At 53.8% G+C, this 24920-nt stretch carries 22 protein-coding genes and 1 pseudogene; 9 read left to right on the plus strand and 14 right to left on the minus strand.

The genetic code is table 11. The annotated features are described in order from the left end of the window. Positions 1–104 precede the first annotated feature (104 nt). From BRW62_RS07395 to galE, 3 genes are read right to left on the minus strand one after another with little or no spacing between them, the layout of a single operon-like run. Positions 105–443: a hypothetical protein gene (locus BRW62_RS07395; protein ID WP_099798912.1), complete on the minus strand. Its 339-nt coding sequence runs from the start codon at positions 441–443 to the stop codon at positions 105–107. Beyond that, entirely contained in the window at positions 440–646 is a 207-nt protein-coding gene (locus BRW62_RS07400; protein WP_227517301.1) for a DUF454 family protein, read from the minus strand. The genes BRW62_RS07395 and BRW62_RS07400 overlap by 4 nt, the downstream gene beginning before the upstream one ends. Positions 647–706: 60 nt before the next feature. Beyond that, entirely contained in the window at positions 707–1705 is a 999-nt protein-coding gene (gene galE, locus BRW62_RS07405; protein ID WP_099798914.1) for a UDP-glucose 4-epimerase GalE, read from the minus strand. Positions 1706–1746: 41 nt separating this feature from the next. Here galE and prfC point away from each other — a divergent pair. After that, a pseudogene (prfC, locus tag BRW62_RS15200) lies at positions 1747–3371 on the plus strand (peptide chain release factor 3). 7 nt (positions 3372–3378) lie between these two features. After that, positions 3379–3987: a recombination mediator RecR gene (recR, locus tag BRW62_RS07415; protein ID WP_099798915.1), complete on the plus strand. Its 609-nt coding sequence runs from the start codon at positions 3379–3381 to the stop codon at positions 3985–3987. A gap of 6 nt (positions 3988–3993) precedes the next feature. On the opposite strand, the gene BRW62_RS07420 is transcribed toward recR, so the two are convergent. The 9 genes from BRW62_RS07420 to BRW62_RS07455 all read right to left on the minus strand — a co-directional run bounded on the left by BRW62_RS07420 (position 3994) and on the right by BRW62_RS07455 (position 13333). After that, on the minus strand, positions 3994–4695 hold the full coding sequence (locus BRW62_RS07420; protein WP_099798916.1) for a response regulator: 702 nt from the start codon (positions 4693–4695) through the stop codon (positions 3994–3996). A gap of 320 nt (positions 4696–5015) precedes the next feature. Then, the gene (locus BRW62_RS07425; protein WP_099798917.1) at positions 5016–6143 is read right to left on the minus strand and encodes a trypsin-like peptidase domain-containing protein; all 1128 of its coding nucleotides are present in this window, start codon (positions 6141–6143) and stop codon (positions 5016–5018) included. 130 nt (positions 6144–6273) lie between these two features. After that, positions 6274–7395 carry an aldo/keto reductase gene (locus BRW62_RS07430; RefSeq protein ID WP_099798918.1) on the minus strand — a complete coding sequence of 374 codons (1122 nt, stop codon included), beginning with the start codon at positions 7393–7395 and terminating at the stop codon, positions 6274–6276. A 6-nt stretch (positions 7396–7401) separates the two neighbouring features. Then, the gene (locus tag BRW62_RS07435; protein WP_198406240.1) at positions 7402–7914 is read right to left on the minus strand and encodes a bifunctional nuclease family protein; all 513 of its coding nucleotides are present in this window, start codon (positions 7912–7914) and stop codon (positions 7402–7404) included. An 89-nt stretch (positions 7915–8003) separates the two neighbouring features. After that, a complete protein-coding gene (locus BRW62_RS07440) occupies positions 8004–9119 on the minus strand; it encodes an ATP-dependent 6-phosphofructokinase (RefSeq protein ID WP_099798919.1) in 1116 nt (371 codons plus the stop codon). A 147-nt stretch (positions 9120–9266) separates the two neighbouring features. Beyond that, entirely contained in the window at positions 9267–10475 is a 1209-nt protein-coding gene (locus BRW62_RS07445) for an MFS transporter (protein ID WP_099798920.1), read from the minus strand. A gap of 200 nt (positions 10476–10675) precedes the next feature. Then, on the minus strand, positions 10676–10828 hold the full coding sequence (locus BRW62_RS13070) for a hypothetical protein (protein ID WP_157768337.1): 153 nt from the start codon (positions 10826–10828) through the stop codon (positions 10676–10678). Between the two features lie 182 nt (positions 10829–11010). Then, a complete protein-coding gene (locus BRW62_RS07450) occupies positions 11011–12405 on the minus strand; it encodes a glycosyltransferase (RefSeq protein WP_099798921.1) in 1395 nt (464 codons plus the stop codon). Beyond that, positions 12326–13333, minus strand: a complete 1008-nt coding sequence (locus BRW62_RS07455; RefSeq protein WP_099798922.1) for a radical SAM protein — start codon at positions 13331–13333, stop codon at positions 12326–12328. The genes BRW62_RS07450 and BRW62_RS07455 overlap by 80 nt, the downstream gene beginning before the upstream one ends. A 264-nt stretch (positions 13334–13597) precedes the next feature. On the opposite strand from BRW62_RS07455, the gene BRW62_RS07460 reads away from it, so the two are divergent. The 3 genes from BRW62_RS07460 to ribBA all read left to right on the plus strand — a co-directional run bounded on the left by BRW62_RS07460 (position 13598) and on the right by ribBA (position 18583). Further along, positions 13598–13879 carry a Mo-dependent nitrogenase C-terminal domain-containing protein gene (locus BRW62_RS07460; protein ID WP_099798923.1) on the plus strand — a complete coding sequence of 94 codons (282 nt, stop codon included), beginning with the start codon at positions 13598–13600 and terminating at the stop codon, positions 13877–13879. Between the two features lie 72 nt (positions 13880–13951). Further along, positions 13952–16735 carry a preprotein translocase subunit SecA gene (gene secA / locus BRW62_RS07465; RefSeq protein ID WP_099798924.1) on the plus strand — a complete coding sequence of 928 codons (2784 nt, stop codon included), beginning with the start codon at positions 13952–13954 and terminating at the stop codon, positions 16733–16735. Between the two features lie 183 nt (positions 16736–16918). After that, positions 16919–18583: a bifunctional 3,4-dihydroxy-2-butanone-4-phosphate synthase/GTP cyclohydrolase II gene (ribBA, locus tag BRW62_RS07470; protein WP_099798925.1), complete on the plus strand. Its 1665-nt coding sequence runs from the start codon at positions 16919–16921 to the stop codon at positions 18581–18583. Here the strand turns inward: ribBA and BRW62_RS07475 are convergent. Further along, positions 18580–19251 (minus strand): DUF1614 domain-containing protein, encoded by a 672-nt coding sequence (locus BRW62_RS07475; protein WP_099798926.1) that lies wholly within the window; start codon positions 19249–19251, stop codon positions 18580–18582. The genes ribBA and BRW62_RS07475 overlap by 4 nt on opposite strands. A 178-nt stretch (positions 19252–19429) precedes the next feature. Between BRW62_RS07475 and cofH the strand changes: the two genes are divergently transcribed. The 3 genes from cofH to BRW62_RS07490 are packed head-to-tail and all read left to right on the plus strand — an operon-like array spanning position 19430 to position 23203. Next, entirely contained in the window at positions 19430–20644 is a 1215-nt protein-coding gene (gene cofH, locus BRW62_RS07480) for a 7,8-didemethyl-8-hydroxy-5-deazariboflavin synthase subunit CofH (RefSeq protein WP_227517306.1), read from the plus strand. Next, on the plus strand, positions 20628–22226 hold the full coding sequence (locus BRW62_RS07485) for a DUF3352 domain-containing protein (protein WP_099798927.1): 1599 nt from the start codon (positions 20628–20630) through the stop codon (positions 22224–22226). Before cofH ends, BRW62_RS07485 begins: the two co-directional genes overlap by 17 nt. A 47-nt stretch (positions 22227–22273) precedes the next feature. Further along, complete coding sequence (locus tag BRW62_RS07490) at positions 22274–23203, plus strand: pentapeptide repeat-containing protein (RefSeq protein WP_099798928.1); 930 nt, start codon at positions 22274–22276, stop codon at positions 23201–23203. Here the strand turns inward: BRW62_RS07490 and BRW62_RS07495 are convergent. Beyond that, a complete protein-coding gene (locus BRW62_RS07495; protein ID WP_099798929.1) occupies positions 23200–24009 on the minus strand; it encodes a fumarylacetoacetate hydrolase family protein in 810 nt (269 codons plus the stop codon). The genes BRW62_RS07490 and BRW62_RS07495 overlap by 4 nt on opposite strands. Positions 24010–24552: 543 nt before the next feature. On the opposite strand from BRW62_RS07495, the gene rpsF reads away from it, so the two are divergent. Further along, positions 24553–24897, plus strand: coding sequence for a 30S ribosomal protein S6 (gene rpsF, locus BRW62_RS07500; protein ID WP_099798930.1), 345 nt, complete (start codon positions 24553–24555; stop codon positions 24895–24897). Positions 24898–24920: the final 23 nt, after the last annotated feature.

Raw genomic sequence — 24920 nt, forward strand, 5'->3', positions numbered from 1 at the left:
TGATCCTACTGCGGTTAGTGACCCGCGCCAAGAGAGCCACTCGGCACCATTCGCCTGTTTGAGGTTTAGGCAAAGAACGATGCGCATCCAACTTGACCCCGACATCAACGTTGAAGACCTGATGAGGGGTAGGTTTTATCAATTTGAATGGCGGTGATGCTAGGGTTTGTGGACAGGTAAGTGAGCACATCCTCAGCGCTCATCAGTCGCTTGAGCGTGACTTGACCAATGGTGGATTCTGGATTAGGGTGGCTGGGTTTGACCTCAACCATCACCACAATTTCTTCCACTTGGTACAGCCACAACTTTTCAGACCCTTCGAGAATATACAGACAGGTGTGGGTAATCACGGGTGAGCGCCGCCATGCCTGCACATCCCATAGCCCTTGGGGTTCCCAAACACGACCAATTTGCCAGCCATCGGTGAGGAAAAAATACTTCATGCCATGGGTTGTGCTGACTCAGTCCCTTGGGCGTTACGGGTTGCCGCTGGTGGCTCTTCGGGTTCCATCGAGTTAAAGCAGGCCGCAGCAATTAGTAAAAAAGGAGTGCCCGGCACAAGGGGCAGGATAAACCCTACCACGCCAATCATGCTAAACAAGACGCCTAAAATCATCCGAGCGGTATTACGAATACGTTTAGTCACAGGCCAACCTTTGAAAACAGTGCAGGAGTTATGTCGTTCACCCCTCTATATTGCCGCAACTTAAGCACAACTGTGACGATGCTGATGCCACTGCCACGCATGAGCGATGATCTCTTCGATGTCGGCATACTGGGGCTGCCACCCGAGAATACGCCGGGCGCGATCGGCATTGGCCACAAGACGAGCCGGATCCCCAGCGCGGCGATCGCTGTGCTGGACTGGAATATGACAGCCAGTAACTCGTGCTGCCGTGTCAATCACTTGCCGCACCGAAAACCCCTGACCATTCCCAAGATTCAATACGTTTGACTCCCCCCCTGCCAGCAAATACTTCAACCCCAACACATGGGCATAGGCAAGATCGCTGACGTGGATATAGTCGCGGATGCAGGTACCATCGGGGGTAGGATAATCAGTGCCATAAATGTTAATGTGGGGGCGCCGTCCCAGAGCAGTCTGTAGCACCAAGGGAATGAGATGGGTTTCGGGATGGTGATCTTCGCCAAGGCGGCCGTGGGGATCTGCACCCGCTGCATTAAAGTAGCGGAAAATCACATATTTAAGGCCATAGGCACGCTCCATATCCGCCAAGATCTGCTCCACCATCCACTTCGAGCGACCGTAGGGGTTAATGGGGGCACAAGGATCGGTTTCCTCAAGGGGGAGGCGCTGCGGCAACCCATAGACCGCAGCGGTGGAGGAAAAGACGATGGAGGGAACTTGAGCCGCCACCATCGCCTGCAACAGGGTCAGTGTACCGTTCACATTATTTTTGTAGAAGCGATCGGGAAAGCGTACCGACTCCCCCACTTCGATATAGGCAGCAAAGTGCAGGACTGCGGCAATCGAACGGCTGTGAAATACCTGATCTAACAGGGGGCGATCGCCAATATCCCCCACAATGAGTTGAGCGTTTAGAACTGTTTCCACCAGATCCCGATGGCCGCGCTCTAAATTATCTAGAATCAGAACTTCAAAGCCGGCCTGTTGCAGGGCGAGAACAGCATGAGCGCCGATGAAACCGGCGCCACCGGTCACGAGAACTAAGGGTTGTGCCATAGAGGGTCTGTTAGACTAGGAAAGCAGTGACGTATCTTGCCATGACCAGCGACTTGCAAACTGAAATTGCTTACGAAGTCAGGCGGCGGCGTAATTTTGCAATCATATCTCACCCTGATGCGGGGAAAACCACCCTCACCGAAAAACTGCTCCTCTACGGTGGCGCAATCCACGAAGCGGGAGCGGTCAAAGCCCGGCGAGCACAGCGTCAAGCCACCTCCGACTGGATGGCGATGGAGCAGCAGCGGGGGATTTCCATCACCTCAACGGTGCTCCAATTTGACTACCAAGGCTATCAAATTAACCTACTGGATACCCCGGGTCACCAGGATTTTAGTGAAGATACCTATCGCACCTTGGCGGCTGCCGATAACGCAGTGATGCTGGTGGATGCGGCCAAGGGACTCGAACCCCAAACTCGCAAGCTCTTTGAAGTATGCCAGTTGCGCGGCCTGCCCATTTTTACGTTTATTAACAAGCTGGATCGCCCAGGGCGTGAACCGCTGGAACTCATCGACGAAATTGAGCAGGAATTGGGGTTAATTCCCTATCCAGTGAATTGGCCACTGGGAATGGGCGATCGCTTTCGCGGTGTCTATGACCGCCTCAAACGCAACATTCACTTTTTCGAGCGCAGCAGCCATGGCTCTCGGGCAGCAATCGAGACCATTCTTGCTTTGGGAGAGTCTGCCATTGATGCCTACATTGAATCCTATCGCCTAGAGTACAACCACCTCAAAGACGAGCTAGAACTACTCGATGGCGTAGGAGCCGAACTGGACTTAGGGTTAGTCCATCAGGGGAAAATGACCCCCGTGTTTTTTGGCAGTGCGATGACGAACTTTGGGGTGCGCCTCTTTCTGGAGCACTTTTTGACCTATGCGCTCCCCCTGCGGCCTACCGCAGCGATCGCGGCCTCATTGACCCCAACCATGAACAGTTCAGTGGCTTTGTCTTTAAGCTCCAAGCCAACATGGATCCCAAACATCGCGATCGCGTTGCCTTTGTGCGCGTGTGCAGCGGCAAATTTGAGAAAGACATGACTGTCTGCCATGCCCGTACTGGTAAAACTATTCGCCTCTCTCGCCCCCAAAAACTCTTTGCCCAAGGCCGTGAGTCATTGGAAACCGCCTATGCTGGCGACGTGATTGGCCTGAATAATCCGGGGATGTTTGCCATTGGCGACACCCTCTACACGGGCACCAAGTTGGAATACGAGGGGATTCCCTGTTTTTCACCGGAACTGTTTGCCTACCTGCGCAATCCCAATCCCTCTAAATTCAAATCCTTTCAAAAAGGGGTCAGTGAATTACGGGAGGAAGGTGCAGTGCAGATTATGTACTCCACGGATGAATCTAAGCGGGATCCCATTCTAGCTGCCGTCGGCCAACTCCAGTTTGAGGTAGTACAGTTTCGGCTTCTGAACGAGTACGGTGTTGAAACCCGCCTTGACCCTCTGCCCTACACCGTCGCGCGTTGGGTACTTGACGGTTGGAACGCTCTAGAGGCCGCAGGACGCATCTTTAATGCGGTGACAGTTAAGGACAGTTGGGGTCGCCCAGTGCTACTGTTCAAAAACGAGTGGAACCTACAGCAGGCGATCGCCGATCATCCAAAGCTGCGCCTAAGCGCGATCGCCCCCCTAGCCAGTGCGGTTTCCGTCTAGCCTACTTATGAGTAGCGTCTATACCCGTCCCCTAGCACGGTTGATCGAACAGTTGCAGCGCCTACCGGGCATTGGCCCTAAAACAGCCCAACGCTTGGCACTCTACCTTGTTAAACGACCGGAAGCAGACATCCAAGCCCTCGCCCAAGCTCTCTTGGAGGCCAAACAGCAGGTGGGACTGTGTTCTGTGTGCTTTCATCTGTCTGCAGAACCCGTGTGCGATATTTGTGCTTCCCCCCAGCGTGATGATCAAACCATCTGTGTGGTGGCCGACTCGCGAGATGTCATCGCCATTGAAAAAACCCGCGAATATCATGGGAAATACCACGTTTTAGGGGGATTGATTTCCCCCATGGAGGGCATCACCCCCCAACAGTTGCACCTGCAACCTCTCATTCAGCGCGCCAGCCAAGCCAACGTCAAAGAAGTCATCTTGGCGATTAACCCCAGCATTGAGGGTGAAACGACGACCCTCTATATTGCCCAGCTGCTGCGACCCTTTGTCACCGTCACCCGTATTGCCTTTGGCCTACCAGTGGGGGGCGACCTCGACTACGCCGATGAAATGACGCTGGCTCGTGCCCTCGCCGGTCGGCGCGAAATTGAATGGCACTAGCAAACCTTAGTGCGCTCCCTGTAATCGTCGCAATGCAGCCACAATTTGGTGTACCGCCCGCTTGAGCTGTTCCACTTCGGCATGGAGTCTCTGATTTTCAGCCTCTAGGGCAGCCAAACGAGCCTCATCACCATCCCGCGGCGGAGTTGCTTGCAGTTGTGCCACCGCCGCTTGGAGTTGCGCAACGGTGTCTGCATCCCCCACAGGCTTGGCTTTGAACTCCTCGAAGGCCGTTTCTAGCGCTGCGAGTTTTGCGTAGATAGGGGATAGATCGACACTCCCGCTGGCTACCGTCTCAGAAGCCGGAGCAGCAGCTTTGACCGGCCTAGCTTTGCGTGCCTTGCGAAACGCTTCTTGAATGGCAGCTTCTAATTCTTCACGCTCAAACGGCTTTTCAATGAACTCAAACCACTCAAAGGGTTCCTGTAACTTTTCCGTAACCTCCTCTTTACGACCCGACATAATCACAAGGGGAATGGCTCCCAGCAGACCCGTCTTCGCCAGTTCTTGATAGACTTCCCAGCCGCTGACTCTTGGCAGCAGAAAGTCCAGCATAATGAGGGTCGGGTCAGACTGTTCAATGAGTTGCAAACCCTCACGGCCATCCTTCGCTTCCAAAATTTCGTAGTCGCCCTCCGGTAACATGTCGCGGACGCGCAACCGAATAACTTTACTGTCGTCAATGACAAGGACTTTTTTGCTGGTCACGGAAACACTCCATCCTTAGACGAGACGTTGTGAATAGAGGGCAGCAAGGTGGAATGTTTGCCCACCATGATGTGATTCCAACCTTAGCATAGCCTTGGGACAACCTGAGACAGTGTTAACTGTCATACTAATATGGGCATAGCACTTATTTTATCTGTTTTTATTTTTAGCCGTAACAACGACCTATGCGCCATCTCTCTGCAATCAGTTGCTTGCAACTATCTTTGCGTATCCTATCAAACGAAAACACCGCTAAGGATGCTTAACAACAATTAACGATAGTGCCTCGTCGTGTCATAGAAGCAGTCGTTGTCAGTTTTCTAGAAGTTTTCAGGCATGGGGGCGGGTTGTACCCTAAAGGTTTGACTTGTATTGCCGCGTTGCACCTCAAGGGTAATGGTTTGACCCGCTTGAGTTTGCTCAACAATGGTTTGAACTTGCTGGGGGGTGGGCTGATTCACATCGTTGATTTTGGCGATCCAATCCCCTGCCTGCAGTCCTGCTTGGGCGGCGGGAGAGTTAGCCATCACATCCGTAATCAGCGTGCCTTGGGTTGTCTCAAGGTTCCAGTCTGGGCGTTCTTGGCGAATGCGCAGGGCTAGTTCAGGGCTGAGGCGCACCATGCGAATTCCAAGGTAAAGATGCTGGGCGCGCCCTGTGGTGATTAACTGCTCGGCAATTCGATAGGCGGTGTTGATGGGGATGGCAAACCCCAGCCCTTGGGCTTGGGAGATCACGGCAGTGTTGACACCAATGACTTGGCCAGCGGCATTGAGCAGTGGCCCACCGGAGTTGCCCGGATTAATAGCGGCATCGGTTTGAATGAAACTAACGCGCTTGTCGGCAGCGCCAATTTCGTTACTGCCGCGACCAGTGGCACTGATAATCCCTGCGGTAACCGTATTACTCAGACCTAAGGGATTGCCGATGGCGATCGCCCACTCCCCCGGGACTAGATTATCGGAGTTACCTAGGGGAACCGTGGGTAAATTCTCTGCCGGAATTTCCACCACCGCCACATCCGTGAGGCGATCGGTGCCGAGCACCTTGCCATCAAATTCACGGCCATCGGGCAAGGTGACGCGCACAATACTGGCATTTTCAACGACATGGGCATTGGTCATGACCTTGCCACTGGCATCGAAGATAAAGCCAGAGCCTTGCCCTTGGCGCACAGGAGCGTCCGGTTCAGGCATTGGGTTAAAAAAACTATCTTGTTTATTACTCGGGAGTTCTAAGGTGTCGATACTCACCACAGCCGCTCCTGCATCGCTCACGACCTTGGCAATGAAGTTTTGGGTGCTGTTATTCCCCTCGCCCACACTGACGAAGGGGCTGGAGCCATGACCTGTGGAGCCAAGAGGCTCTGGCACCGCCTGCCGCAGCGGGCAACCTGTCAAATTCAGCAGGGCGATCGCCCCTAAACCTAACCAAAAGAAACGTTGCATCGTCAAAACTAGAGTAGGATTATCTCCACTCTAATTCTCTCCTTAGACACCTGCTAGAGATGGGAGGACGTTGGCAGTCACTCCGCTGCTGTGTGCACCATCACCGCAGCGGCTGGGGATACTGCTTACTTTAGATTCCTTGCCAGAGCCGCGGGCGAGATTGGCCTTGCAGTTGGCTATGGGCTTGCCGCAGGAGCCTAGGAATCTCTAGCCTACTGGGACAGCGCGGCAGGCACTCCCCACAATCAGTGCAGCGATCCGCTGGTTGCCCCGGAAACCAATGCCCCGCCCGCCCAAACATGCCATAGCGATACTTGCCAAACTCCTCCATGTTGTAAGCTAGGGTCAAATTCCGCAGCCGCAGGACTTCGGGAATATGGATGTCTTCTGGACAGGGTAAGCATTCATAGCACTGGCGACAGTACTCAGCCCCGAGAGCCTGCTCCATGGCGCTTGCCAGGCGATCGGCCACTGCCTGTTCTTCCGGACTCAGGGGTTCCACCTGATCGGCCACTGCCAAGGGAAACGCCAGCTCGTCTGCGGTAGCAGCTCCCACACTAAGGGTCGTAATACCCGGCTGACTCAAGAGCCAGCGATAGTTCCAATGCAGGGGATGGAGGGGGGCACAGAGGTCTTGTAAGTCGCGTGGGGGCCGATAGAGTTGCCCCCCCTTATCGGCAGGGGAAATAATGAACACGCCCATATCCAAGGCAGCAGCCCGTGCCACCGCTGGCGCATTCCGTTGCTGGAAGTAGGTGTAGTGTAAATTCACAAAGTCAAACAGCCCTGTTTCGATCGCAGCTAACAGGACAGGCAGGGAACCATGACTGGAAAACCCCAATGCACCGATGATGCCTTGTTGTTGATACTGCTGCAGGGTGGCCATCCCCGCAGTGTTGAGCCATGCCAAGTGCTCCGGCGTATTTAAGCCATGAAGGGCAACGCAGTCAAGCCGATCGACCCCCAAGCGCTGCCGGGATTGCTCGATTTGCTGTTGCACATGACGTGCATCCCCAGCGGGCAAAATTTTTGTGGTTAGCCAAAGGTTGGGATACCCCAAGGCTCGCAGGGCACGGCCAATATAGGCTTCACTGGCACCATAAGCAGCGGCAGTTTCGATATGATTAATGCCGTGGGCGATCGCCCGCTCCAGCACCGCTTGCAGGGTTGTCGCATCTGCTAAGCAGCGCATGGTTCCTAGGGAAAACACTGAGAGATTTAGGCCAGTGCGACCAAAGCGACGGTAGCGCATGGAGAGCTAGCTTGCAGAGGAATCCTCAATACCCCGTCCCTGTTGGCTAAAGTCTTGGGGACGAATGGAATCAAGAAACTGCCGAAACGCTATCCGCTCTTGTTCATCGGCATCGCGATCCACAGGAATTGAGGCATCAGCCACCACCGCTTCCATCACCCAGATGGGGCTATCACAGCGCAGCGCAAGGGCGATCGCATCACTAGGCCGAGCATCAATTTCTTTGCACAGGTCGCCTTGGCGTATCGTTAAAACTGCATAGTAGGTGTTATCTTGCAGCGAGTGGATCACAATGCGCTCAAGGGTCATCTCCCAAGCAGCCAAGATGTTGGCCATTAGATCATGGGTCATGGGGCGAGCAGCACGCTGGTGTTCTAAGGCCATTAGAATCGCTCGCGCCTCATTATCACCAATCCAAATGGGCAAGGCACGCCGCCCAGAACCGTCTTTTAACAGCACGATTGGAGTGCGACGGTTAGTGGCATCAAGGGCAATCCCAGCAACAGTCATTTCAATCATAGCCACCTCAACGGGCGCAATGGCGATCAATCCCTTTTCTATTATTAACCATACCTGCAACGGCATTACGAAAGCCTGCTGCGGCTGCCTTAGATGGCACAGGTCACCTCATCGCGGCAGAGGGTCGGATCCACGTAGGGTAGCATCGGCTTGTCACCCACGTAGATGCCGAGTCCTTGAGCTGTGCGAATTAAAAAGCTATCGGGATCCACATGGCGCGGACATTTGGCCACAACATCGCTAATGGGAACGGTCACAACTTGCCCCCCCTGCCAAGCCACCATGCGGCCAAAGGTTCCTTGAGCGGCCAAATCGACGGCTGTATTACCCATGCCAGCAGCCAAGAGGCGATCCATGGCCATAGGGGCACCGCCGCGCTGAATATGCCCCAACACAGAGACTCGCAACTCGATGGGAATAGGGCTTTGCTTCACTACTTGATCAGCAATGTACTGCCCAATACTGTGGTGTGGCGGATAGGGCTGGGAGGGATCATGGCCAATTTCGTGGGCACCTTCAGCCACCACAATCAAGGCAAATTTGCGTCCCCAGCGTTCGCGTAGTTTTTGCAGATGCTGGCAAATCCCTTCAATGGAGTAGGGAATCTCTGGGATCAGGATGACATCTGCTCCCCCCGCAATGCCGGAGTAAAGTGCCAAGTGGCCGGCAGTGCGACCCATAACTTCGACTACAAAGACCCGATCGTGGCTGGCAGCGGTTGACGTAATGCGACTCAGCGCATCCACAACAATATTTACGGCGGTATCAAAGCCAATGGCGCGATCGGTGAGGGCAACATCATTATCAATGGTTTTAGGAATGGCCAGAAAATTCCAGTTCCCCTGTTGTGCTAATTGTTGCAAAATTTTGAGACTACCATCACCACAGATCGCAATCAGGGCATCTAGTCCTAGTTCGTGATAACCCGCAATAACGTCATCGGCTTGAGCAAGGGTGTCCCCCTTGTTGATTGCCCCTAAAATTGTGCCTCCCATATTCAGCAGAACATCCATCCCTCCTAGACCTTCAGCATTTAAGGGGATGGCTTTGCGCTCTAGCAATCCTTGGGTGGCGTGTAAAATGCCTAGCACTTCCCAGCCGTAACTCAGGGTGGCATGCGCTACAATTGCCCGAATGGCCGTGTTCAACCCCGGACAGTCACCTCCACTGGTGAAAACGCCAAGTCGCTTGCGGCTAGTGCTCATGGGTGTTGGTTCTCCTTGGTGATAGCCTGCGTTAGGGACGTAACGTGTACCGCTAACATCCTAACGAAGAGACTGCTGACTTGACTGTTAAGGCAGCATTACATTTTGATGCGGGCAATCCTCAACTGCTTATCCAGCCCAGATGTGTTAGGCACTCGGGCGGTAGGTGGGTTTACGCAAACCCAAGATTAAAAAGATGAAGGCGATCGCCATGATCAACCCGCTTTGGAATGCCGGAGCTTGCCCTCCCCACCGATCAAACACCCACCCAGCCCACGCAGGGCCGGCAATCCCCGCAATACTTTGCAATGACTGACTAGCACCAATAATTTTGCCTTGATCTTCGTCCCGCACGTGGTTAGAAATCACACCCCGCAACGAGGGCAGCATAATACCCACGCCAAAGGCTAAGCCCACAACACACAGATAAATCGATGTTGCACTCCAAGCTCCTGTGGCCGGAATGGCGGCAATCCCCAGTAGGGCAGTGCCAATGAGTGCCATGCCCGCCACACTCAAGCGGTTTTCACCAAACCGGGGAATCAGGGAGCGAATTAAGCCCGCTTGCACCACTGTACTCACTACGCCAATAATGACAAAAACAATCCCCGCCTCCGCAGGCCCCCAATTAAACTGGCGCTTCAAAAAGAGCACAAAAATGCTGGTAAAGCCAGCAAAGGCAAAGTTAAAGATAAAAAAGGAGGCCATCAATGACTGGAGCGATCGCGTCTTAAATAGCTCCAACCACTGCTGTTGTACACCGAAATTCTTTAAACTAAAGGGCGATCGCTGCGCTGCGGGCAACGATTCCGGCAAAATGAAATAGGCCATGACCACATTGATCAAGGCAAGGCTCCCCGCAAAGAGGATGGGCAGCTTGAGGTTCACCGCCGCCAAACTACCACCAATCGCCGGCCCAAAAATAAAACCAATGCCAAAGGCTGCTCCCGTCAGACCAAAATTCTTGGCACGATCCGCTGGCGCAGACGTATCGGCAATATAGGCCTGTGCGGTTGACACCACCCCACCGGTAATCCCATCAATAATCCGTGAGACAAAGAGCAGCCATGGCGTTGTGGCTGCTGCAAATAAAAAGTAGGACACCGCCGTTCCGGCAATACACACGAGCAACACGGGTCTGCGTCCCCAATGGTCGGACAGTGCTCCCAACAGTGGCGCAGCAATAAACTGAGCACCGGCAAACGACGAAAACAATAGAGTTAGGGTCAAGGCATCAAAATGAAACTGCTCAACCAAAAAGGGCAAAATCGGAAAAATTAAACTCTCACCTAAGCGGTCAATGACAATTGTGAGCAGGACAACAAATAATGGTGAGCGTAGGTAGCGGATCCCCATGTAGTACACATTCCTCAACAAACTTAAGAATAGCTGACCGCCAGTTGGTTAAGGACAATATAAAAACTGGGGGTTCGACTAGCTTACCGTCTCTGCCTCTTACTGCAAAGGCACGCCGTCTCACCAGACAAGCGCCGTGATTCTTCCTCGGGCAAATTAGTTTTGGTGAGAGTTCCCCCATCCTTAGGCAGTACAGTAGTTCATGGGGTTAGCGTGAGGTTCGAGGGGGTGTCTAGGGATGCTGGCACCGATGGCTCCTGCCACCAACCGAGGCCGTAGCATTTTTTCAGCAGTCGTCGATAGGCAATCACGGTGCCATCGGAGGCTTGGAGTAGATCGGTGCTGTTGTTCAAAAAGGGGCACACTTGTTCATAGACGGGGTGGGTTGGGGGTCAAGGGTAGAAACCAGAGCCATCGGTGACATGAACTTGCCAGTTATCGAACAACGATCCACTAGAAACTACTCTAATGAGGCAAGTTAACAAAACTATGTCATAGAGATGACGGAACTGCAACAAGTTGCCCGATCAACATCCTAGGTACCACAGTGTACCGTCTTCACCCACTTGAGGCGTTTTGCCCGCACCGCCATTCGCACTGTTGTACTACTAACCACCGGCAGCCAATGGAACATGTAGAGAGTGCCCCAGAGACTCGTCCACAAAATTGTCCACCGAGCTAGCGGCTGCGGCTGAGCCTTGGGAATAGCTCGCGCCATACCAATAAACGAAATCAAGATGCTCAAGGTGGTTAGGGGAAGTAGCACCGGCAGGCGATGCTGAACCGCAGACATCAGGGCATCAGGAACCGTCGCCGTAGGAATAGCGTACTTAATCAGAAACCAACAGAACACATCCCAGCTTTTTTGCCACCCCAAGCGATTACTGAGCAAGGGCTGCCAGTAGTCAAGGTAGCTTTGGTAGCCCCCTTCCCCCCAGCGATTCCGCTGATGCCAAAGCGCTACTAGGGAGGTCACCCCCTCTTCCTGTACTGCTGGCATCATCAGCACCTGAATCTCCCACCCATGAAGATGCAGCTTTAAGCTCAGATCAAGATCATCGGTGATGGTTTCTTCATTCCAGCCACCGCAGCGCTCAAGGGCTTGCCGCCGCACAAATTGACCGTTCCCCCGCAGTTCTCCCATCCCACCGCAGGCCACTCGCTGTTGTTGGTAGTAGGCATCAAGCATCATTTCTGCTGCCTGCCCTTGGGTGATTAAGTTAATCTCAGCATTACTGATGGCTTTGCGAACTTGAACCGCACCCACCCGCGGCGAGTAAAATTCGCTCACCACGCGCTGCAATAGGTCTGGTGTAACAGTGGCATCGGCATCAAACACACCAATAATTTCTCCGCGGGTGAGGGGCAACACCTGATTTAAGGCACCGGATTTCCCCCCGCCTGCACCGGGGAGCCGCCGCAGCACTTTGAGTTGGGGATAGGTTTGCTGGAGGCTGGCCAAAATATCGGGGGTGCGATCGCTACTGTTATCGTCAATGACCCAGACTTCATAGCGGGGGTAATCTAACTGACAGAGGTTTTCCACCAAGCGACCAATCACCGCTTCTTCATTTTTGGCCGCCACCATGAGGGAGACCAGAGGAGTCAGCCGAGAGCTAGGCGGTACTAAATCACTCTCCGATGCTGTTCCTTGTGGTAGAGGCTGCACCTCGGCTCGCCAGTAGCGCAGTGCTTGCCAACTCATTAAGAGAGTGAGGCCATAAATTAGATAGACCGCCCCTAGAACAAGATGTAGCGCAATGGTTACCCCCCAAATTAAGGAAAGAGCAACAAACGCCTTGCGTCGTCGCCCTTCAGAACGGGGTTGCAGCGGCGGACTGTCAGCGGAATCAACCCACTCCGACAGGAGTTCGTCGAGTGGATCGGCTTCGCTGTAAAAACTGTTTTCGGGCCAGGAATTCTCCGGCATAGGTCACCTGATTAAGAAACCAGTACTTATCTATCCCCTTAAAGAAACTGGGAATGAGATAACACCACACCGTGCACCCCTCACACACCGCAAGTCGTCCTTGCGAACGCCGATATTGGTCAACTATCTCAGACTCTTTATAGAGGTCGTACAGGCGACCATTAATGGGTACTCCCGTCTGCGCAAAGTGATAGCACGGTAACAGCAGCTCATCATTAGGAGAAATGGCAATCACCGCATCCACCGCTTTACAGCGCGGAGTTTGTGTGCTATTGCCACCCGCCCGAATGAGTGCGAGTGCTGCCTTATTGTAACCAACATTGTTATACTTCTTCGCATTTTGTTCAATACTGTCGGCAACTTCTGGGGTCGGGTTCTTTTTGTCGTTGTAGTTTTCGTGCGCCGTAAAGGCTGGATTCAGCCAGACTCGAACCCCCAGTTGTTGCGCCAGTTCTGCCACCTCGCCAATCCGCTCATAGTTCTGGGCGGTAACGGTGTGGTTAAGCACTGGGTATTCCCCCAGCTCAAGGGCTATCTTCACGGACTCCACCAGCGTATCGAAGATTTTGACCCCCCGGGATTGATCATGGGTGGCGGCATCCGGACCATCAAGAGAAAAGTTCAGAAAATCCACTAATCCTTGGATTTCCTTAGCTCGCCGTGGATACAGAATCGTGTTTGTGGTCATACTGGTGACAAAGCCCAGCCGCTTCGCTTCACGATAAATCTCTGGGGCATCGGCGCGCAGCAGCGGTTCGCCCCCCGTAAAGTCCACGTACTTGACCCCCAACCGCTTGAGGTCTCGCAAGTTCGTTTGAATCGCACTAAATTCGGCCTCTTTCCCTGGCTCAAGTGCCCAAATGTCACAAAAATGACAGCGGGCATTACAACGGTAGGTGAGGTAATAGTTGGCAACTAATGGACTCATTGAACCTTTTCCTTCTGGTACAAACCCAAGCTCCAATAGCGGAAGCTAAGGCAAACAATTGAAACGTATCTAGGCAAAATACAAACATTTAGGTAAGTTGCTCAACAGTGTAAACCAGATTGTTAACCATGGTGCTCCTTAGCTGCTGCGAGCTTTAGCTTGACTTATTAAATATAAAATTTTTTTATATAATTAAGGGATTGATATTTGCTGAGATTATCTTTACCGTAAAAGTGTGGTGAGTATTCAGCGGTAACTACAGCAATGAATCAAGAGATGACCCAATCCCTTCCAATAATGGCTACCCTGCGGCAATGGCTCTTGACCTTACCGGTGGACACCCCGGCGATCGCCCACCGTATTTGTCGATGGATTCCTGCCCAGTGCCCCTTTGCCCGCCGCATTTCTTTATGGGGACGTCCCGTGATCACCATTCCGCCCTTGTGTAAACTCAATCCTTTTTACGAAGAGATTATTCTGTTGCGGTTTCGCGCCCTAACGTACCTCAGTGACGTTTGTGGTGAGGACATTAGCCAGTATGTCTAGGGGCAGCGGTTGGGGAGCTGGTACTTGCTATAGGATGTAGAATATATAGCTTTGTATCATGGTGCCCGTCACATGCTGAAAGCCCTATTTGGCGATCCCAATCAGCGCAAGGTTAAAAAATATCAACCCTACGTGGTCGAGATCAACCTGCTGGAGGAGCAGATTCAGGCTCTAAGCGATAGTGAGTTACAGGCCAAAACCGGTGAATTCAAGCAACGGTTGGAGAACGGCGAAGCCCTTGATGACCTCTTGCCCGAAGCCTTTGCGGTGGTGCGCGAAGCGTCACGGCGGGTCTTGGGAATGCGGCACTTTGATGTGCAGCTCATCGGCGGCATGATTCTGCACGATGGTCAAATTGCCGAAATGAAAACGGGCGAAGGAAAAACCCTTGTGGCCACCCTGCCCGCCTACCTCAATGCCTTAACTGGCAAAGGGGTGCACATTGTTACGGTGAACGATTACTTGGCGCGGCGCGATGCAGAGTGGATGGGGCAAGTACATCGATTTTTAGGGTTAAGCGTTGGGCTAATTCAGCAGCAGATGGCTCCCCAAGAGCGCCAAAAAAGCTATGCGTGCGACATTACCTATGCCACCAACAGTGAAATTGGCTTTGACTACCTGCGGGATAATATGGCCACCTCCATGGCTGAGGTGGTGCAGCGGCCGTTTAACTACTGCGTGATTGACGAAGTGGACTCGGTGCTCATTGACGAAGCCCGCACCCCGCTGATTATTTCTGGGCAAGTGGAGCGGCCTACCGAAAAATACCTGAAGGCGGCAGCCATTGCCCGTAGCCTCAAAAATGAGGAGCACTACGAGGTGGATGAAAAGGCACGCAACGTCTTAATGACGGATGAAGGCTTTATCGAGGCAGAAAAGTTGCTGGGGGTAGAGGATCTCTACGATCCGCAGGATCCGTGGGCGCACTACATCTTTAATGCCATTAAGGCCAAGGAACTTTTCCACAAGGATGTGCACTACATTGTCCGCAATGGTGAGGTTGTCATTGTGGATGAGTTTACGGGGCGAGTGATGGTGGGTCGCCGCTGGAGTGATGGCCTTCACCAAGCCATTGAGGCAAAAGAGGGGCTGGATATTCAAAACGAGTCGCAGACCCTTGCAACCATCACCTATCAAAACCTATTTTTGCTCTATCCCAAGTTGGCGGGGATGACCGGAACAGCCAAGACCGAGGAAGCAGAGTTTGAAAAAATCTACAAGCTAGAGGTGACTGTAGTACCCACCAATCGCCCCAGCCGGCGGCGGGATCTGTCTGATGTGGTCTATAAAACAGAGCGGGGGAAATGGCTTGCAGTGGCCAGCGAGTGTGCGGAAATTCATGCCCAAGGGCGACCGGTTCTGGTGGGAACCACCAGCGTTGAAAAGTCTGAGATTTTGTCCCAGTTGTTGCGGGAACTGGAAATTCCCCATAACCTTCTGAATGCCAAGCCAGAGAATGTGGAGCGGGAGTCGGAAATTATTGCTCAGGCTGGGCGCAAGGGGGCGGTGACCATCTCGACCAATATGGCCGGTCGGGGTACAGACATTATCCTTGGCGGTAACGCTGATTATATGGCACGGCTGAAGGTGCGGGAATATTTTATGCCCCGAATTGTCATGCCTCCCAGTGATGATCCAATGATGCTGTTGGGGTTGATGCAAAGCCGCCAAGGGGGGCAGGGCTTTGGTCAAGCTGCACCTAAGAACTGGAAGGTTTCAACGAGCTTGTTTCCCTGCGAGATCAGCAAGGATGCTGAAAAGTTGCTGCGCCATGCGGTGGAGGTTGCAGTTAAAACCTACGGTGAGCGCAGTATTCCTGAACTGCAAGCCGAGGATATGCTGGCGATCGCCTCGGAAAAAGCCCCTACCGATGATCCCGTCATTCAAGCGCTGCGGGCTGCGTTTAATCGCATTCGGGAAGAGTACGAAGTCGTCACTAAAAAAGAACACGAGGAGGTGGTGGAGCTAGGCGGTCTGCACGTTATTGGCACGGAGCGGCATGAGTCACGCCGAATTGATAACCAATTGCGGGGGCGTGCCGGTCGCCAAGGGGATCCAGGCTCAACCCGCTTTTTCCTGAGCTTAGAAGATAATCTGCTGCGTATTTTTGGGGGCGATCGCGTCGCAGCGATTATGAATGCCCTGCGGGTTGATGAAGATATGCCCATTGAATCAGGGTTGCTGACCCGTAGCCTCGAAAATGCCCAGCGCAAGGTTGAAACCTACTACTACGACATCCGCAAGCAGGTGTTTGAGTACGACGAAGTGATGAACAACCAGCGGCGGGCAATCTATGCAGAGCGGCGGCGGGTGCTCGAGGGGGAAGACCTGAAGGATCGGGTGCTTGAGTACGCCGAAAAAACGATGGATGATATTATCGCCGCCTACGTCAACCCAGATCTACCCTCTGAGGAATGGGATTTAGAGGGGCTGGTGAGTAAGGTACAGGAATTTGTTTATTTACTGGCAGATTTGCGCCCGGAACACATTGCCCACCTCAGCGTGCCGGAAATGCAAGCCTTTTTGCACGAGCAAGTGCGCACCGCCTATGAACAAAAAGAAGCAGAGATTGATCGTCTCCAAGCAGGATTAATGCGGCAGGCAGAGCGGTTCTTTATTTTGCAGCAAATTGATATGCTCTGGCGTGAGCACCTACAGCAGATGGATGCCCTGCGCGAATCCGTGGGGTTGCGGGGCTATGGCCAAGAGGATCCCCTCGTCGAGTATAAGCGCGAAGGCTACGAGCTATTCCTCGACATGATGGTTATGATCCGCCGCAATGTGGTTTACTCCCTGTTCCAGTTTCAGCCTCAGGTGGCACCACCACCGGAAGTTTCCTCCTCGGAGTCGGTGTAGGGGAGTAGCCGGTGACCCTGCGCGTCCGGCTCCCTGACTCGCCCTGAGCTTGATCTGGCGATTCCGTGGGAGGCAGCAGCGGGGTGGCGACCTAGCTGGGCGGATGGTGACGAGTTGAGAGCTAGGATAAAATAAAAAAAATAAATCTTAAAAACTTCACTCCTAACGCGCTAAGAGACTAGCTTGAACGATTCATTTACTTTTGACTCAATTGATGCTGCCCTTGAAGCATTGCGTCGCGGTGAAGTGATTGTCGTGGTAGATGATGAGCACCGTGAGAATGAGGGGGACTTAATTGGAGCAGCGGCGCGGGTGACCCCTGCCATGATTAACTTTATGGCCGTCAATGCTCGCGGGTTAATTTGTTTGGCGATGGAGGGCGATCGCCTCGATCAGCTAGACTTGCCCCTGATGGTGACCACTAATACCGACAGCAACCAAACGGCCTTTACAGTCAGTGTGGATGCCGGTTCCCGCTGGGGGGTCACCACGGGGATTTCCGCAGAGGATCGGGCACGCACCATCCAAGCGTTGATTGATCCGAGCACCCAACCGCAAGACTTGCGCCGACCTGGGCATATATTCCCCTTGCGATCGCGCCCTGGAGGGGTGCTAAAGCGCGCCGGCCACACCGAAGCGGCAGTGGATTTAACTCGCTTGGCGGGACTGTATCCCGCTGGCATCATTTGTGAAATCCAGAATCCGGATGGCTCCATGTCGCGGCTGCCGGAGTTGATGGCCTATGCCCGCACCCATCACCTCAAAATTATTAGCATTGCGGATCTCATTAGCTATCGCCTACAGCACGAGCGGTTTATCCGCCGCGAAGCCGTCGCTGCTTTACCCACTGAGTTTGGAGAGTTTCAAATTTATGGCTATCGCAACTCCCTCGACCACTCTGAGCATGTGGCCATTGTCAAAGGGGATCCGGCCAGCTTTAGCCACCACCCCGTTCTTGTGCGGGTACATTCAGAATGTCTGACAGGAGATGCCTTGGGGTCGTTGCGCTGCGACTGCCGTATGCAATTGCAGGCTGCCCTGAAAATGATTAATGCCGCGGGGGAAGGTGTGGTTGTGTATCTGCGCCAAGAAGGGCGGGGAATTGGTTTAGTGAATAAACTCCGCGCCTACTCGCTTCAAGATATGGGGATGGATACCGTTGAGGCCAATGAGCATTTAGGGTTTCCGGCAGATCTGCGCAACTACGGCGTTGGTGCCCAAATGCTCAATGATTTAGGGGTGCGTCAAATTCGCCTCATTACGAACAACCCGCGCAAAATTGCTGGCCTCAAGGGCTATGGCCTAGAAGTGGTGGATCGCGTGCCGCTCCTGATTGAGGCCACCCCCTACAACACTAGCTACTTAACGACCAAAGCTGAGAAACTCGGGCACTTGCTGCTGCAAACCTATCTGTTAACGGTGGCCTTTCGTTGGCAAGAGGTCAATCTGAGCATGGGCGATCGCTACGAACGCTTAGAAAAACTGCGCCATCTGGCAGCGGGGATGGACTTATTGGTACGGGAAGACGCCCGACCTGTTGCCCAAGCTATTTTTAGCCACCCCGACTTAATTGTCCATTTTGGCTTTGATCAACCGGATCTCGCCGATCGCCACTGGATGCAGCAGCCGGAGCATCCCTACGTGCTTGCGGTGCAGCAGTTGTTAGAGACCTTTTGCCAGTGGCCGAACCTAGCAAGTTTTGAGTTCTTGGTAGCCACCGGCAGCGATCCTATGCTGAACCTCCCGATGCACCTTGATCGCCAGCCCTACCACCAACAACTGCCCGCCCAGTGGCAACCCCATCTGATCTATACCTATGCCTGCTCAAAGACGCTCGACGTGAACTAGGTTAACAACAAGGCAAATAGGCCGCACAGCGCAATCCCATCAAAGACGCCGGCACCGCCGATGCTGAGCACCCCAGGGGTCATGCGCTCAATTTCTGGCAGATGTAGCAAGTCCGCGCCAATCAACGTTCCTAATACCCCGCCAGCAAAGGCGATCGGTGCTGCTCCATAGCCCCCTGTCAGCAGCACAGATGCAAGTGCGGCGGTGAGGGGGGCAACCAGTGCATTCATCTGAATCCCAATCCCAGGAACGACTTGGGCTGAATAATAGCTCACGAAGGTGACAATTGCTGTCACCACTATGATCAGCAAGGGGTTGGAGCGCGTCAATTCGTAGAGGGCAAGCAGCGTTGGAATCAGCCCGCCGCCCACATTCAAGGCCACAATTGTCTTTTGCTCAACCTTCCGTAGGGGAATGCCCCAAAATCGAGCGACCCAAAGCTCTGTGAAATCCGGCACGATCGCGACCCGCGAGACTCGCTCGTAGAGGGGAATGTTAATCGTGCTGCCCAAAATCACCGCAGCAAATAACAGCAGGGCAACGCCTGGCGAAAAGCCCAGTTTGGCCACCGCCACTTCAACCACATCGATGGCGATCGCCAGCCAAATAAAGGGAAAGAGCAGCAAAAAAAGTATAAAGAGCAGTAAGGTGACAGGCAGGTAAATCATGGTGGGGTGAGTCAAACGACCGATTACTTAGTAGAGGGCACAACAATGGGACTGAATCTTTTAATCTTAACGGATGACGGGTTTGCAGAAAGATCGATCCCGCAGTCCGTAGCGTCAAGCAGCAATTCGGGCACGATCTCCATCGGTGAAATATAGGATACTGGTAGGGTATCGGCCTATGGCTCCTGCAACCCCCATCCCGATGCTGAGAGTACCTTCCTTAGACAATCTACTGAGTGGTAACGGTTTGGAGGCGAGCACTGCCCTCACGCTCTTAGCGTCTGCCATGCCTGTTGCCGAGACTGTCTCCCCGTCCGCCACAGATCTGCCCCCGCTGTTAAGAGACATTCAAGCCAGTGCAAATCAATGCCGACAACAGCAGGTCGGCGAAATTGTCACCTACGTGATTAACCGGAATATTAATTTCACCAATATCTGCGAGCAACACTGTGCTTTTTGTGCCTTTCGTCGGGAGGCGATCGCTCCGGATGCCTACTGGTTGACGACGGAGGCGATCCTCCGGAAAACTGCTGAGGCCGTCGCCCAAGGTGCCACAGAACTTTGTATGCAGGGGGGGCTGAATCCCGCTGCCAAGGTGCGGGGGTCGAGCCTGCGGTACTATCAGCAGCTTGTCCGCGAGATTAAAACAGCCTTTCCGCAGGTGCACCTGCACGCATTTTCCCCCCAAGAAATTCAGTTTATTGCCCGCGAAGATGGCCACTCCTACGCTGAGGTGATTGCGACCCTCCATGAAACGGGGGTGGACTCAATGCCAGGCACCGCCGCAGAAGTGCTGGTGGATGCTGTCCGCGCTAAAATTTGCCCTGAGAAACTTGATACGGCAACTTGGATAGAGATTGTTGGTACAGCCCACCGGCTAGGGGTGTGGACAACCAGTACCATGCTCTGCGGCCATATTGAAACACCCCAAGATCAAATCGCCCATTTGCAGCACCTAAAAGAGCTACAGCGCACCGCCTTAGACAAGGGCTACCCTGGCCGCATCAGCGAATTTATTCTACTGCCCTACGTTGGGGAACACGCCCCCAGAGCCATGCGACAATGGGTGGGGCACCCACAACCACGGTTATGGCCAACGTTGGTACTGACCGCCGTGGCACGCTTATTTCTGGGGCAGTGGATTCCTAACCATCAACCCAGTTGGGTCAAGTTAGGCTTAGCAGGAGCAACCATGGCGCTACATTGGGGCTGTAATGACTTGGGGGGCACCCTCATGGAGGAGCACATTACCTCCGTCGCGGGGGCGCGGGGCGGCACAGCTCTGGGGGTGGCCGATCTTGAAGCTGCGATTCGCTCTGTTGGGCGCACTCCCTGTCAGCGGACTACTCTTTACCATCACCTTGGCGAGGTTCACTATGACAACGCAGTCTAAACCGTCAGTACCGCGGCTTCAACGGCATCGCTCTTGGGTATGGGGGGGGGTGGCGGTTGTTGTCGTTGGTGCGGGGGTGGCAGCGGCGATATTTCTTTGGCAACAGTTGAGTCGTCGTCCTGTCGCAGCGGGAATGGCGATCGCCCCTCAAAATGCCTTGTTTACTCTATCGCTCCCCACCGATCCTAGCCCATGGCAAGCCGTTGCTCAAAGCAACCTGCTCCAGCGTCAGCCTTGGTTAGCACCAGACTATGGGCCGGTATCTCCTAGGGGTGTTGAGTTGGCAGGGGCTGACTATCTTAAAGAGGTGCGTCCCTTCATTGGCAAGCAGGCCACCTTAGTGATGTTGCCGATGACCCCAGAGACGGTGCAAGAGTTGCCTGAACCGCCGTTTGTGTGGATTGTGCCCACCCTTAACCTGCCGATGGGGGAGCAACTGCTGCAACGCTTTATGGGATCGCCCCTCACTGAGGTGAACGGCATCAAGATCTTTAGCGCGAAAGGAGTTTTACCGACGGCTGAACAGGGGGCGATCGCCCTCGTCAACCATGCTGATCAGTCTTATATTGTCTGGAGTCGGCACCAGAGCGCCCTTAAAGAGGTCATTACCACCGCTCAGGCAAATAACGGTATTGCCACCAAATCCGATTATCAGCACGCCATCAAGGACTTACCCCCCCGCCGTCCCCTCGTGGAACTCTACGTCAATTTACCTGCCTTTGTTGCCAGCCAGTCTGCGGCTCCCGATGGCGCACTACCGAACCCCCCCCGAGACATTGAAGGGCTAGTGGCTGCTGTCGATATGACTCCGCAGGACATTGACCTGCAAGCCGTGACGTGGATCCCCCAAGACCGACAGCGCCTTATCCAAGAAGGGCAAAGTCGGGAGCTGAGTCGTCTGGTGCCCGATACAACATTAGCGTTTTACGGTGCTGGCTCCTTTCAAGCCCTCTGGCAAAATACGCCCCAGGGTGTGCAAAAGGCGATTAGCGACACTGTTGAGGACTTGACAGGCCTAGACTGGCAGAGCACCTTTGTGCCTTGGATGACCGGTGAATTTGCCGCTGCATTTGTGCCAGTGCCCTCGCTGCGCAATGCTCCCAGCCTCCTATTTTTGAGCCAAACCAACGATCGCCCCCGTGCGGAAGCAGCATTTCAAGAACTGGATCAGCAAATTCGCGATCGGCTGAAGTGGCGGATCCAGCAAACCAGCCCAGCGCCGCAGCCCATGACCACGTGGAGTATTCCCCCTGGCTTACCGGTTGCCCAGCACGGCTGGCTCAGCAATAACACCCTGTTTTTAGGTCTAGGGCCGTCCCTCTTGGCGGATATTACCCCCCGGCCACCTCGCCCCCTTGCCGATAGCCCACTGTACCGTGCCGTTATTCCCCATCCGCGCGGGGCGCAGTTGTATATTAACCTTAGCGATCTGAGTCTGTTTGAAAATAGCCTGCTGCTGCCGCAATTGGCACCAGATGTGGCGCGATCGCTGCAACCCTTTGCCGCCTTGGGTGTGACCACCCAAGTTCGGAATCCGCAACAAACGCTTTACACTGTCCGAATTCGCTTAAAAGACTCATAGGTGACGTAGGATGTTGTGATCTATGGAGGGGGACAGCAGTACGCACTGTGGATGCTGACGTTTTACTCAAACGCTATAACCTTGGCGATCGCGACTTTAGCGGCACTCATTTGCGCCGCGCCAACCTCAGTCGCTGCATTCTCACAGGGATTGACCTGTCTCGCGCCGATCTCACCGATGCCGCACTGCAGGGAGCGAACCTGCAAGGGGCAGATCTGCAAGGCGCCATTCTCAGCGACGTGAACCTGAGCCAAGCGGATTTGCGCGGCGCCGACCTCCGAGGGGTGATTCTTGTGAGTGCGGATCTACGCTGGGTATCGCTACGGAAAGCTAACTTAACGGGGGCTGATTTGAGTCGTGCCAACTTGGCCAATGCCGATCTCAGTGAAGCCAACCTCACCGGTGCCCAACTCAGTGAAGCCATCTTGCGGGATGCAAACCTGACCTTAGCGGATTTGACCCTAGCGGAACTGGAGCGCGCCAACCTGAGTCGTGCCAACTTGACCGAGGCTTACCTGCGCGGTGCTGACTTAGCAGATGCCATCCTGCGGGAAAGCCAACTGGTACAAGCCAACCTGCGGGGTGCCAACCTAGGAGCCACCAATTTGCAGCAAGCCAACCTTGAGCGAGCCGTGCTGATTGGGGCAAACCTGCGCCGCGCTCGCTTAGAAGAAGCCAATTTGCGGGAGGTGTCGTTTAAGGAAGCCAATTTACGCCATGCCTGCCTTGACAAAGCCAAGTTGGTGGGGGCTGACCTGCGGGGGGTAAGCTTGGCACGGGCACTCTTGCGCGGGGCGGATCTAAATTCGGCGATTTTAATCGGTGCTAACCTCATGGGGGCAAACCTCAGCGGTGCTGATCTACGGGGGGCAAACCTCATTGAAGCGATTTTGACCGGTGCCAGTCTCAGCGGTGTGGATCTCAGTGTGGTGGATATGACCCAAGCGATTCTTCCCGATGGTGAACTATCGGCTTAGTAGATACGTTCTAGAGATGGAGTCCACGGTGTTTCTGGGGTAGTGACGATCGAGACTAAGCTGCCAATGCCTTCAACCTCAACCCGGACGCGATCGCCCACCTTAAGCGAGCCAATTCCCTCCGGCGTACCAGTTAAGATCACATCGCCAGGCAGCAGCGTCATCACATAGCTAATAAAGCTCACCAGCTTGGCGGGGGAAAAAACCATTTGATCAATGGTGGCCGACTGCATTGGTTGTGGTGCATCGTTCACAAAGGTTTGCAAGCGGGCATCGCTAGCCACATGGCGAACAATCCACGGACCAAGGGGACAAAAGGTATCAAATCCTTTTGAACGAGTCCACTGCTGCTCTCGCTGTTGAATATCTCGAGCGGTGACATCATTGGCCACAGTATAGCCCCAGATATGGCTGAGCGCCTCGGTTGGGGTGCAGGCGCGGGTGCGTTCCCCTATCACTACCGCCAGCTCCCCTTCATAGTCTAGTTGGCTAATCTGGGGAGGATACCAGATGGGAGCACCAGGGGCTTGCACAGTGGTGGGGGGCTTGAGAAAAATAAGCGGCTCTGTTGGCACTGTGCTTCCCATTTCCGCCGCATGCTTGGGGTAGTTGCGGCCAACGGCAACAATTTTTGATGGCGAACAGGGTGCTAATAGTTGATAAGCGTCGGGGCGCAGCACTTGGGGGGTGGGTTGCCCGTGCAGCCACGGTGCAGCATCCCAAACGATGACCTCACGGTTCAATTGCAGTGTGCCATAGCACACTTGCCCCGCCGTGGTTTGTACTCGCACAAAGCGATCGACCATGCCCCCCGACCTCCTGTAAAGGATTGCAAACTACGGTGTTAGAATTATAGGAGTGATGTGGGCGGGCTAAAACCCCTCCGCTTTAGCGAGGGGATACAGCCAACTCAGGGGGCTTTAGCCCTCTCTATGTGTTAAACTAGAGACGTGGAAAGTAGGCGTATCAACTACGCGAAGAAACATCCTAGTACGGAGAAATCCCGGCAAGTAAGTCACTACCGCTTTGGCGGCAAGCCTAAACCACTGCAAGCAATGGCAGGATGTTGAGCGTATCGAATTGGCTAGTGTTGAAAAGCGCGAAACCACGAACCGAAACATAAACGTAGTCCCAATAGCAGAAATGCTTGAGGTGAGTAGGGGGTCTTTGACTGCCCCCACCCGCATTAAGTTGTGGGTGACAGCTCAAGGGAAAAGCGAAGCAACGCGGCTTCAGCCCGTTGCGTAGCATCCTTTGGGAATCCCCTCTCTTTCAAGGAGGGGAGAAGTCAAAAAGCCTTACTTTTTGATGCAAATTCAAAAGGTCTTCAGTCCATAAGGAGCTTGCGTGTGATTAATCGTACTTACGAAACCCTCTACATTATTCGCCCGGATGTTGGTGAGGAGCAACTGGAGCAAATTATTAGCCAATTTCGCACGTTGTTAGAGGAACAGGGTGCCACCAAACTAAAACTGCAAAATCGTGGCAAGCGCCGTTTTGCCTATCCTATTAAGAAACTACGGGAAGGGTACTATGTGCTCATGACCTATACAGCACCCGGCACGGCGATCGCTCCGATGGAAAAAGCCATGCGTCTGAATGAGGCAATTCTGCGGTTTATGACCATTACCACCGAGGCAGAGAGTGACCAGGATGAGGTTGAAAGTGATAATCCAGTCCTAGCACGGGCTTAAGCTGCTGCCGTCGTTACAGGAAG

Source organism: Thermostichus lividus PCC 6715 (assembly GCF_002754935.1).
Classification (GTDB): domain Bacteria; phylum Cyanobacteriota; class Cyanobacteriia; order Thermosynechococcales; family Thermosynechococcaceae; genus Thermosynechococcus; species Thermosynechococcus lividus.

Bases quoted from the DNA above. Each gene is read 5' to 3' on its own strand.
- secA (WP_099798924.1), top strand. From the start codon at position 13,952: ATGCTGAAAGCCCTATTTGGCGATCCCAATCAGCGCAAGGTTAAAAAA.
- galE (WP_099798914.1), bottom strand. From the start codon at position 1,705: ATGGCACAACCCTTAGTTCTCGTGACCGGTGGCGCCGGTTTCATCGGC.
- BRW62_RS07455 (WP_099798922.1), bottom strand. From the start codon at position 13,333: ATGAGTCCATTAGTTGCCAACTATTACCTCACCTACCGTTGTAATGCC.
- BRW62_RS07450 (WP_099798921.1), bottom strand. From the start codon at position 12,405: ATGCCGGAGAATTCCTGGCCCGAAAACAGTTTTTACAGCGAAGCCGAT.
- BRW62_RS07440 (WP_099798919.1), bottom strand. From the start codon at position 9,119: ATGAGCACTAGCCGCAAGCGACTTGGCGTTTTCACCAGTGGAGGTGAC.
- BRW62_RS07495 (WP_099798929.1), bottom strand. From the start codon at position 24,009: ATGGTCGATCGCTTTGTGCGAGTACAAACCACGGCGGGGCAAGTGTGC.
- BRW62_RS07435 (WP_198406240.1), bottom strand. From the start codon at position 7,914: ATGATTGAAATGACTGTTGCTGGGATTGCCCTTGATGCCACTAACCGT.
- BRW62_RS07485 (WP_099798927.1), top strand. From the start codon at position 20,628: ATGACAACGCAGTCTAAACCGTCAGTACCGCGGCTTCAACGGCATCGC.
- cofH (WP_227517306.1), top strand. From the start codon at position 19,430: ATGGCTCCTGCAACCCCCATCCCGATGCTGAGAGTACCTTCCTTAGAC.
- BRW62_RS07395 (WP_099798912.1), bottom strand. From the start codon at position 443: ATGAAGTATTTTTTCCTCACCGATGGCTGGCAAATTGGTCGTGTTTGG.
- BRW62_RS07475 (WP_099798926.1), bottom strand. From the start codon at position 19,251: ATGATTTACCTGCCTGTCACCTTACTGCTCTTTATACTTTTTTTGCTG.
- BRW62_RS07430 (WP_099798918.1), bottom strand. From the start codon at position 7,395: ATGCGCTACCGTCGCTTTGGTCGCACTGGCCTAAATCTCTCAGTGTTT.
- BRW62_RS07425 (WP_099798917.1), bottom strand. From the start codon at position 6,143: ATGCAACGTTTCTTTTGGTTAGGTTTAGGGGCGATCGCCCTGCTGAAT.
- BRW62_RS07445 (WP_099798920.1), bottom strand. From the start codon at position 10,475: ATGGGGATCCGCTACCTACGCTCACCATTATTTGTTGTCCTGCTCACA.
- recR (WP_099798915.1), top strand. From the start codon at position 3,379: ATGAGTAGCGTCTATACCCGTCCCCTAGCACGGTTGATCGAACAGTTG.
- BRW62_RS07460 (WP_099798923.1), top strand. From the start codon at position 13,598: ATGAATCAAGAGATGACCCAATCCCTTCCAATAATGGCTACCCTGCGG.